Genomic DNA, 9,940 nt, shown 5'->3' on the forward strand with positions numbered 1-9,940 from the left:
ACTCGACTGCCATTCGGGCGGCGCCGCGGCCACGGACGATGACAGGAAGGGAGGACGCAATGTCCTAAACTGCCCGAGCCGCTGTCGCCAAAAATCCTCCAAAGGCGCCAGCATTTCATGGACGGCAGTTATGCTCCGCGCCTGTTCATCGCTCAAGATTGGAAGGCGACTACCTTCATCCACATTGAAGCGCCTGGCGAGGGCTCGCGCGTCCAGCATCTGCCCATCGGGTTCCTCAAAGTAAACTTCGACATCCTCGGTGCCCGTCGCCACACGGCAATGGCTCGCGTGGACTTCAATCAGGGAGCCCGCCGGACGACCCGCGCTTCGAGCCAACACCTTCAAGGTCCTGACTTTGACGGCCTGATCGCCTATGAGAACCTTGGGCAGACACATCGGATTAAGATCATACGGCCCAAAACCTAGGGCCCGTGTCATCGCCGATATCTCTTGCGCGGATTGATCCCATCGCAGACAGCCTGCGGAGTCTGGGCGTCGATGTCTCGGAAAGTAGCTTCTGTCCACCAGTGGCTGCGGATGGGCTAAAAGCTCCCCGCTGTCGAGGCCAGTCAAGAGCTCGCGAAAGCCTTCGATTGCTGCTTCATGGCATTTGAGATTCAGGGTCAGTGCCGTATCAGTGGGCACAATCAACACCTGGCGCTGAACCACAACGTCACCGGCATCAATACCGTCATCGATGAAGTGCCACGTGATAGCATATTCGGTCTCACGCGCCAGCAGCGCCCAGGACGTCACGTGCGTTCCTGCATATCGTGGCAATGGACCGTCGTGGTAATTAAAAGCACCTCGACGAACCCACTCCAATACATCCGCTGGTAGTATGAACGGATTGGCAACTGAAAAAATGAAATCTACCGGCGCGGCCTTCAAATAAGAAGAGAGCTCTTCAACGCTTGCTATCGATGGGACGTTCGAGCGAACAGCCCAATCGCGGAATACGCCGTCAGCACACAATGCTGCACCAATGACGTGGCCCATCTCAATTGCCAGCTGCACGCATCTGATAGCGAGCGTACCACTGCCGACAACGACGGCAGAGGAGATCGATCGCGCAGGTAGCCTGCCCTGATCGCCTGGTTGACAGACGACGCTCCCGCGCGCCGGAGATACCCGATACGACATCTTCACCGCTCCTGCAGTCAATCCATCAAACTGGGCATTCCCACCATGGCGTCGCGCGACGAAGCGACTCAAATCAGCCACACTGGTTCGAATTTGCTTGGGATAACCGCGCCCGCAGTCGCTTGCGCAATATAGGGGGTATTGGCGGTGCCGAAGCTCTTGGGCGCAGCCAAGATCTTCCCAATATCGCGGGCAGGCCGCACGCCTCCAGATATCGTCTCCGGCAGAATCGCAACTGCCATTTCAGCCTGTTCTGAGTAGAGATCATCGGACGACAGCTCCTCAGTCAACGCGCCTTCATAGAGGAGACTACGCATGTACTGTGCCAAAGGAGGAATCGTTCTTTCTCAGTATGCTAGCCCTAACACTGCTATGTCACTTATCTGACCTCGTCGGACATCGTACCAATTGAGCGCGCTATCAATCGGCCCAAGGCTTCTGGAATCTCGCCTGATGTGTCCGGGCAAAGAAAAGCGGAGCCTAGAACGTCAAAGTGATTTTCCCGGCCGGCCGCACCGCCTTTTCAGGTGTGACTCTCTTAAAATTGCGATGGTGCGTGATTGAGGTCAGTGGCTCTCGCAGTGGACGCCAAGAGGACGTCCTCGTTATCGGCGGTCACATCCAGCGGCTGCGAAGTAGTTGGCCGCGCTGGCGCATTCCTGTGGCTCGGAGAGTTTGACGATTTGCCAACTCCACAGTGCGTTGAACCAATCCGGGTTTGCCGGAGGCTCCAAATCCTGAGGATGGAGCCATGACAAGCAAGAAGGCGAACAAGCTTTCACCCGAGGTCCCGGCCCGTATGGTTCGGATGGTTCTGGATTACGCCAGCGAGCATCCGTCGTGCTGGGCGGCGGGATTCGATTGCGGCCAAGATCCGCTGCACACCGGAGACGCTGCATGACTGGGTCAAGAAGGCGGGAGTCGATAACGGGCAGCGGACCGGCGTTCCGACCGAGAAGCTGAAGGCGCTGGAACGGAAGAACCGCGAGATGAGCAGGCCAACTAGGTCAGCGTTTTTCTTGGTTCGAATCATATAAAGCAGCCTCGGCGAGTTTGTAGGACCAGGTTTGGATGACGGGATGACGATTGATGTCGTCGGTACCAGCCATGATGCGCTCCTTGAGTTCGTATTTTGAGGCCACCCGGATGTGGCGCAGGACTGAACGGGCGAAGTTGGAGAAGAACCCCTCGATGAGGTTAAGCCACCAACCGTGCTTGGGCGTGAAGGTGAGCTCGAAGCGCCCGTTTGGTCGAGTGGCGAGCCAGGCTCTGTTTTCTCTCGAGATGTGCGCGGAATGATTGTCGAGGATCAACTTGATCGTGGTGCCCCTCGGATAAGCGGCATCGAGAAGTCTGAGGAGTTCGATGAATTCGCGGCTGCGGTGGCGGTCTCTGACGAGAGCGTGGACCTTGCCGGTGAGCAGATCAATCCCGGCCAACAGGCTGAGCGTGCCATGGCGTTTGTATTCATGGTCGCGCGCAAAGCCGGAGTGGACGCCAGGCTCGGGTGGCAAATCCGGCGCCGTCGTTGCGATGGCCTGGGTTCCAGGCTTCTCATGGCAGGAGACGATCGTTACCGGCTTTGCCCGCCCTTGGCAGAGGGCTTTCTTCAGGACTTGGACTTCACGAAAGACGCACAGGACCTCCGCCATCTTCTGTTCGAACTCGGCGTCGCGGTTTTCAAGATAGTAGCGCACCTTGTGCGGCTTGATTTCCTCCTTGCCGAGGATCTTGCACACCGTTCCTTGAACCAAATTGGCCAAACGCTGATGCCCTGCCGCCGGTCCGTGCTCGCGCGCATGGCGCGCCAAGAGCCGCGTCGTCCACAACTCATGCGTAGCCGCGGATAGCCGTGGTCCTTCGCCTTGTCGCACGCCAGCGACACCAACCAGGCCTTGGCCTCAGCCGTGATCGTTGGCTCCTTGCCTTGTCGCGAACGATCGTCGAGGGCCGCCAGCGGGCCGTCGGCCAGCGCCCGCTCGACACAGCGTTGCACCGTCTGATGATGGACCCCAAGTCTATGGCCCACTGCGCAGAACGAAGGATTTTCCCGATACGCCAGCAGCATCTGCACCCGCGCCCCCCGGCTCGCCAGTTCGATCCTCGACCGCGAAAGTGTCGACAAGGTCGCAATCTCTTCATCGCTCATTGCCCCTTCGACCGCTCGCCGCCATCCTGCCATGATACAGCTCCTCGTTTCGCCGCTCGAAAACGAGGAATCCGCCAACAACCCGTCCGTTCCACCGATTCAGCCTGCTCCAGGAGCGCAGGCTTCATGGAATCGGTCGTCTAGATCCTGCGCAGGCAAGCGCCTATTTTGCGATGGCGGGGCTCGACCGCCGTGTCTAAGTGATGATCGCCTTCATTGACGATCATCATGGGGCGCAGGTGGGCGAGCCGATCCAAGGTCTTGCCGAGCCCCCTTCGACCTACCATGCCGATCGAGCCAAGCTGTCAGCGCGCGCCCGGCGGCACGCGGCGCCGAAGATCGAAGTTCGGCGCGTCTTCAATCAGAACTTCTCCGTGTACGGAGTGCGCAAGGTCTGGCGCCAGCTCAAGCGCAGAGATCTTCCATATTGCGCGTTCCACAGTCTCGCCATTAATGCGGGACATGGGTTTGCAAGAAACCATCCGCGGCAAGCTCGTCAAGACCATGATCAGCGACAAGGCGGCGGCTTGCCAGCTGGACTACCGCCAGTTCCAGTCGTCACCACCGAATGCCCTTTGGCACTCCGACTTCACCTATCTCGCGACCTGGACCGGCTCCGTCTACGTCGCCTTTGTCATCGACGCCTATGCTCGAAGGATCGTGGGCTGGCGGGCCTAGCGCACGACAAGCGCCGGCTTCGTGCTCATGCGCTGGAGCAGGCCCTTCGGCGGCCGGTACGTCGCGGGGGCGCGTGCACCATAGCGACAGGGGCCGCCCAGAACCTCTCGATCAAATACACCGAGTGCCTGGCTGAAGTAGGCGCGGAGCTATCTGTCCGCAGTGTCGGAGATCCTATGACGACGCTCTCGCCAGAACCATCAACGGCCTTCAAGGCCGAGGTGATCCACGGCCGGGCCATGGCGAAGCTTCGAGGCGGTCGAATTTCCACCCTCCAATGGGTCGATTGGTCAACAACCGACGGCTCCTGGAGCCCATCGCAAACATTCCCTCCGGCCGGAGCCGGACAACCAGCCATGGCAGCATAACTCGAACCAAATGGCCTTGAGGGCAAGCCCGGGGCGGTTCACCTTGCTTAATATGCCGAGCCTGCCGGGTCGTTGAGCTTGTGGCACTCGGTTCCGTTGAGGGGCGGGTTGAAGATACTAACGAGGATCAGATCCCTGTCTCGACCCCCGCGCAGAAGATGCTTGTCATGCTTGTCTAGCACATACATGTCGCCCTTGCGAATGGGGAAGATATCGCCGTCCATGTTCTCCACCTCGCCCTCTCCGGCGATGCAGTAGCAGGCTTCGAGATGATTACGGTATTGCAGAAGCGAGATGGTCTTAGCGCGCACTACGGTGTGGCAGATGCTAAAGCCCATGCCGTCCTTAGCCGTCAGGAGGCGGTGGCTAGTACCATTGCCCCAATCGACGAAGTGATCGGTCGCTTCAACATCGTGCAGGCTCCGCACAATCATATTGTTTGATTCCAGGAATACAGGTGCAAGTCACCATTGTAAAAGCGCGGAGGCCATTGTTCTGACCTAGAAGCGCGGCTTCCGCGCGCTCCCGAAGCGGAAAGCCAAGGTATGTCTATTTGGACCGGGCAAGCCGGCAAGAATCTGCCAACCATGTCCTCCACTGCCATTCGCCCCATTCCTGAAACGGCGCCGACCTGGCCTCGCCGGCAAGCCGTAGCCCAATCATGAGAGGAGAGACCTCGCCACGATGGCGCGCGCGGCGGCCGCGGTAGTATCAGGATCGATTGAGCAAGTTTCATCTGAACTCTTAGAAGTGAGCTGCTAGATTGTTATGGTCGCAACGGACGCCCCCTCTCAAGCAACCGATGTGCCAATGACGTTCTGAGAACACTCCTGAAAAAACAATGCGCCTCTCGCCGCGCTAGCTGGCGTCCTGCCGTCACGCTTGCGACATCGATGTCTTGAACGAGACACAGCTCAACAACCGCGGAGGGTCAACGTGACAATTGCGCCAGGTTCCGGCGCGGATGGCAGGTGAAGGAGAACTCGGACGGGGTGTTCCATCCGAGAGGCGCGAGTGTGGTCGCGCGTCGTTGTACAACAAGACTTGAGAACGCCCACGGGACCGTTTGCCGTGAGGTTCTGTACCGGCTTCACTCTTCAGGCCGTGAGGTTTTCGTTCATGCCGAGAGAAAAATCCAAGATCATCGTAGACATTCTGAATTTCCATTGGCTTCCACTCCCGGGCTATGGACAGCCTAAGCATACAGATGAACTAGGGTTTGTTTGGATTCAGGATTGAACGAAGCCGCTGGCGCGGCATGTAGGGAGGCATAGCAAGGATTGCCTCCTGTCTGAGAGGATTGCGGGTTTTCGAAGCCCAACCCTTTAGACAGGAGGTTTTCCGATGGCTGAGATCAGCCCACTTCGCCGCCGCATGATCGAGGACATGACGGTCCGCAATCTGTCACCGGCGACGCAGCAATCCTACCTCAACGCCGTAGCGAAGTTGAGCCGATATTTCGGTCGTTCTCCTGACCGCCTGGACCTGGAGGATATCCGTGCCTTCCAGGTTCATCTGGTTGCGACGGGGATGTCCTGGCCGGCGCTGAACCAGATCGTCTGCGCACTGCGGTTTTTCTACGGTGTGACGCTTGGTCATGACACCGTTCCGGAGCGCATCGCCTATGCGCGTAAACCGCGCAAACTGCCGGTCGTGCTGAGCGCCGACGAGGTCGTGCGCTTCCTGGAAGCAATCCCAAGCCTCAAGAGCCGTACCGCGCTGACCACCGTCTATGCCGCAGGCTTGCGCGTATCGGAAGTGGTCCTCTTGAAGGTTGTCGACATTGATAGCCAACGGATGTTGAGCCGGGTCGAGCATGGCAAGGGCGGCAAGGACCGTTACGTTATGCTCTCGCCTCAGCTTTTGAGGATTCTGCGTGGCGGCTCACTCGACCAAAACGATGGCTGTTCCCGGCCGCGACGACGAGCGTCCGCTCGTCCCTAACGTGCTGCACGCCGCCTGCCGTTCAGCCTGTACGGCGGCCGGCTTGAGCAAGTCGGTGACAGTGCATACGCTGCGGCACACATTCGCGACCCATCTCCTAGAGAACGGGGCCGACGTGCGCATCATCCAGGTGCTGCTCGGCCATGCCAGTCTGCAGAGCACGGCGCGCTATACCCAAGTCGCCACAAAGACCATCAGCAATACGCCAAGTCCGCTTGACCGGCTCCGCCTGGAGGTCGTGCCGCCTGGCTGAGCGGACCTGATGGCTCCGGTTCTGGAAGTGGCGGATATCTTCCGCCGCCACGGCGAAGCGTTTCGGCAAGCCCGCGCCGGGCATCTCGGCCGCGTCGAGCGGCGCGCCATGGGCGCCATCGCGGCGTGCCGGACGGCTGTGCTTGGCGGTCATGTCGAGCAATGCGATGACTGCGGTGCGACACGCATCGCCTACAATTCTTGTCGCAATCGACACTGCCCGAAGTGCCGGGTGCGGCGCGCGCACAGTGGCTCGCCGAACGGCAAGCCGAACTGCTTCCCGTGCCCTATTTCCACGTGGTCTTCACCATGCCTGCGTCCGCCGGCGAGATCGCCTTCCACAACAAGGCTGTCGTCTATGCCATCCTGTTCCGCTGCGCGGCCGAGACGCTCGCCACCATCGCGGCCGATCCCAAGCATCTCGGCGCTCAGCTCGGCGTGACCGCCGTCCTCCATACCTGGGGCCAAACCCTGCAACACCATCCACATATCCACTGCGTCGTGCCCGGCGGTGGACCCTCGCTCGACGGCACACGCTGGTCGCTTGCCGGCCCGGGTTCTTCCTGCCGGTGCGCGTCCTCTCCCGGCTGTTCCGCCGCCTGTTTCTGCAAGAGCTGCAAGCTGCCTTCGCGGCCGGCCAGTTGGGCTTCTTTGGCCATCTCGCCCGTCTCGCCGATCCCGCCGCATTCGCCGAGCGCCTCGCGCAACTTCGACGGACCGACTGGGTCGTCTATGCCAAACCGCCATTCGGCGGGCCCGAACAGGTGCTGGCTTATCTCGGCCGCTATACGCATCGCGTCGCCATCGCCAACAGTAGGCTGATCTCGCTTGCCGACGGCAAGGTGAGCTTTTCCTGGAAGGACTATCGGCAGAATCGTAAAGCCAAAGTGATGATGCTTGATGCCGATGAGTTCATTCCTCGCTTTCTCCTGCACACCCTGCCGGACGGCTTCCACCGCATCCGCCACTATGGCTTCCTCGCCAATGGCGGACGCAACGATAAAATCGCTTTCTGCCGTCAACTCCTTGCTGTCCGCAACGCTCCGACTGATCAAGAAGCCGGCGCCGATCCCCTCACCAAATGCGAGATCCCCGTCTGCCCGCATTGTGGCGGCACCATGCGGCGCGTCGATATCGTCCCGCGAGCCTGCGCGCGCGGCCAGCCGTTTCGTTGTGATACGTCATGACCAGCGTCAGTACCATCCACCGCTTCCGTAATCACCTTCTTGGTGGCAACGTCCGAAGTCGCCGTGGCCGCGCTCGTCACCGAACACCCCACCAATCGTTCGGCAGCGCATCCCAGCGCAGCAAATCGCTCGCTGGATCGCGCCCTTGGCCCGATCAATCGGGCCCCTCACATCCGATGAATGACTCGCGGACGCGCGGCGACCACAGGCGAGCGTTCCCCGCAGCCGCACCCGCTGCACTATTCCCATAGCGCCAACAACTCCGCAGCTTCGTTCAATCCGGCTTCTATGAGGTCGCACGCACGACAGAGCGCGCGGCTCGCGCCTGCCACGCGACCTCACAGAACCCTCAAGATTCTCATCCTGGCTTGGTTGTGATTCAAGCTTGGGATGGACCGATTCGTTTTGACTGACGCCCAATGGGCGAAGATGGAGCCGCTTTGTCTTGGCGATCCGGGCCGGAGCGGCAATAACAACCAGCTGTTTGTCGAAGCAGTGCTGTGGATTGCCCGCACTGGTAGTCCGTGGCGTGATCTGCCGCGCGCCTTCCGCAACTGGATAACCGTGTACACGCGCTTTCGCGACTGGGCGAAGGCGGGCGTCTGGAAGCGCATGTTTGATGCGGTCTCAGACGAGCCGGACATGGAGTACGTCATGGTCAATGCCACCATCGTCAAGGTCCACCGCCACGGACAGGCGCAAAAGGAGGACGCAAAAACAGGCCATCGGCCGCTCGAAAGGCGGAATGACCACCAAAATCCTGGCACTTACCGATGCGCTCGGCAATCTCGTGCGTTTCGTGCTGCTGCCAGGACGGCGCTTTGACACGGTCGGCGTTCCGCCGCTGATCGAAGGACTGACCTTCGAGGCGCTGATTGCAGACAAGGCGTTCGACAGCAGTTGCCGTTTTGCTTTGAGATGCGCGCGCTGAGCGGCAGCCTGGTGGGCTCTGCGCCAGAATGACCATGCGATGACATGCGCGGGTTGAATCCGCTTTCGAGCAAGCCTGATGGCGATGCGGCGGATTTCCTGGATTGACCAACGGATCAGCGGCGGCGTGGGTGTGCTTTGGCTTTTGCCGGGGGGCGGCGTTTGGTTTTTTTGGGCGGTGGCGGATTGGCGCGATGGCGGATCGCTGCCATCATGGCGAAGGCGAGCATCACCAGGGACACGTGGCGGTGCCAGCCATGCCAGGATCTGCTCTCGTGGTGATCCAGCCCGAACTCGTTTTTCGCGGTTTCAAAGCTGTCCTCGATCGCCCATCGATGGCCTTCGACCGCGACCAACGTTTCGATGGACGTTCCCGCTGGACACCAGGTGGTGAAGAAGGCGAGATCGCCATCAGCGATATGGCGACGGATCAGCAGACCGCGCGTCCACAGACCTTGATTTGCAGTGTTGGATTCCTCGACCTCGAGATCGGCCAGTTCGAGATAGCACCAGTCATGCAGCCTCGGTCCCTTGGTTCCGGCTCCCGCCGACAGGCGCTTCCAGTCGGACGGGCGCCGCGTCCGGGCGAGGTCCGCGGCCGACGATTTTGTCGTCGCTCTGGTCGGGCTACGCCCTCCCGACGCAACGACAAAATCGTAAGGCCCCGCGTTCAGCATAACCCGGCAGGAATCCACTTAAATCCCGCGGGGCGCTGTCCAAACAACCGGGGTCAGCTCTGTCCGCCGCGTCACCAAGACCAATCCATCCGCCGCGAGATGAAGCGCCGCGCCGCGGTCGAGCCGGTGATCGGTCACCTCAAGGCCGAACACCGCATGAGCCGCAACCACCTCAAGGGCCGCGCCCGCGACCGAATCAACCCCGTCCTTGCCGCCGCCGGCTTCAACTTCCACCTTTTGCTGCGCTGGTTCGAAGGGCTTTTGCGGCCCTGATGCAGAGGCTCCGGTGCATCATCCGCCAGCCGCACTACGCTTGAACCAGCGCGTTGCGGGAAACTTCACGGACGACATCCTACGCCGCATCAGCGCTTTACGCCACGCTCGCCAACCTCTCAGCCGAACGCCGGCGAATAAGACGGGCTCTCCGGCGCCGCTCTCGTTGTGAGACACCATCATGCTCTGCGAACGCGCCGATTGCAGACCTTCAATCGGGGCGAAGTTGCACTTCAACCCCTTCAACCAGCTGCACGCGCTATTCAGTTGAAGCCGACATCACCCACTTAGCCGGTTTTGCAGTGCCTGCCGATCGACGACGAGGTAGAGGAGGCTCAG

Annotated in this window: 5 protein-coding genes, 6 pseudogenes and 1 other annotated feature; of the genes and pseudogenes, 6 read left to right on the forward strand and 5 right to left on the reverse strand. The window is 60.4% G+C overall.

Features of this window, described 5'->3' with window-relative positions; all coding sequences use genetic code 11:
• Window positions 1-999: formyltransferase family protein (locus IVA79_RS27875; protein WP_276577537.1), on the reverse strand; the 999-nt coding region annotated here is incomplete at its 3' end.
• Window positions 1,000-1,211: 212 nt separating this feature from the next.
• The gene (locus IVA79_RS27880) at window positions 1,212-1,460 is read right to left on the reverse strand and encodes a hypothetical protein (RefSeq protein ID WP_247559086.1); all 249 of its coding nucleotides are present in this window, start codon (window positions 1,458-1,460) and stop codon (window positions 1,212-1,214) included.
• 434 nt (window positions 1,461-1,894) lie between these two features.
• Between IVA79_RS27880 and IVA79_RS27885 the strand changes: the two are divergent.
• Window positions 1,895-2,135, forward strand: a pseudogene (locus tag IVA79_RS27885) (IS3 family transposase); the annotation flags it as partial.
• 15 nt (window positions 2,136-2,150) lie between these two features.
• Here IVA79_RS27885 and IVA79_RS27890 read toward each other — a convergent pair.
• A complete protein-coding gene (locus IVA79_RS27890; RefSeq protein ID WP_247559088.1) occupies window positions 2,151-2,954 on the reverse strand; it encodes an IS630 family transposase in 804 nt (267 codons plus the stop codon).
• A 498-nt stretch (window positions 2,955-3,452) separates the two neighbouring features.
• Window positions 3,453-3,566 (forward strand) — a sequence feature (AL1L pseudoknot).
• Between IVA79_RS27890 and IVA79_RS27895 the strand changes: the two are divergent.
• Window positions 3,538-4,358, forward strand: a pseudogene (locus IVA79_RS27895) (IS3 family transposase); the annotation flags it as partial. (Overlaps the previous feature by 29 nt.)
• Window positions 4,359-4,385: 27 nt before the next feature.
• On the opposite strand, the gene IVA79_RS27900 reads toward IVA79_RS27895, so the two are convergent.
• Window positions 4,386-4,772 carry an ectoine synthase gene (locus IVA79_RS27900; RefSeq protein ID WP_247559090.1) on the reverse strand — a complete coding sequence of 129 codons (387 nt, stop codon included), beginning with the start codon at window positions 4,770-4,772 and terminating at the stop codon, window positions 4,386-4,388.
• A gap of 910 nt (window positions 4,773-5,682) precedes the next feature.
• Here IVA79_RS27900 and IVA79_RS27905 point away from each other — a divergent pair.
• The 3 pseudogenes from IVA79_RS27905 to IVA79_RS27915 all read left to right on the forward strand — a co-directional run.
• Window positions 5,683-6,535, forward strand: a pseudogene (locus IVA79_RS27905) (site-specific integrase).
• A 9-nt stretch (window positions 6,536-6,544) separates the two neighbouring features.
• A pseudogene (locus tag IVA79_RS27910) lies at window positions 6,545-7,721 on the forward strand (IS91 family transposase).
• 390 nt (window positions 7,722-8,111) lie between these two features.
• A pseudogene (locus tag IVA79_RS27915) lies at window positions 8,112-8,622 on the forward strand (IS5 family transposase); the annotation flags it as partial.
• A gap of 145 nt (window positions 8,623-8,767) precedes the next feature.
• Here IVA79_RS27915 and IVA79_RS27920 read toward each other — a convergent pair.
• Entirely contained in the window at window positions 8,768-9,328 is a 561-nt protein-coding gene (locus tag IVA79_RS27920) for a transposase (RefSeq protein WP_346658207.1), read from the reverse strand.
• Window positions 9,329-9,415: 87 nt separating this feature from the next.
• Here IVA79_RS27920 and IVA79_RS27925 point away from each other — a divergent pair.
• Window positions 9,416-9,601: pseudogene (locus IVA79_RS27925) on the forward strand (transposase); the annotation flags it as partial.
• Between the last annotated feature and the right edge of the window lie 339 nt (window positions 9,602-9,940).

Origin of the sequence: Bradyrhizobium sp. 138, assembly GCF_023074075.1 — a bacterium.
GTDB lineage: Bacteria > Pseudomonadota > Alphaproteobacteria > Rhizobiales > Xanthobacteraceae > Bradyrhizobium.

Excerpts from the sequence above, each read along its gene's own strand:
- IVA79_RS27900 (WP_247559090.1), bottom strand. The coding sequence starts at position 4,772 with ATGATTGTGCGGAGCCTGCACGATGTTGAAGCGACCGATCACTTCGTC.
- IVA79_RS27920 (WP_346658207.1), bottom strand. The coding sequence starts at position 9,328 with ATGCTGAACGCGGGGCCTTACGATTTTGTCGTTGCGTCGGGAGGGCGT.
- IVA79_RS27880 (WP_247559086.1), bottom strand. The coding sequence starts at position 1,460 with ATGCGTAGTCTCCTCTATGAAGGCGCGTTGACTGAGGAGCTGTCGTCC.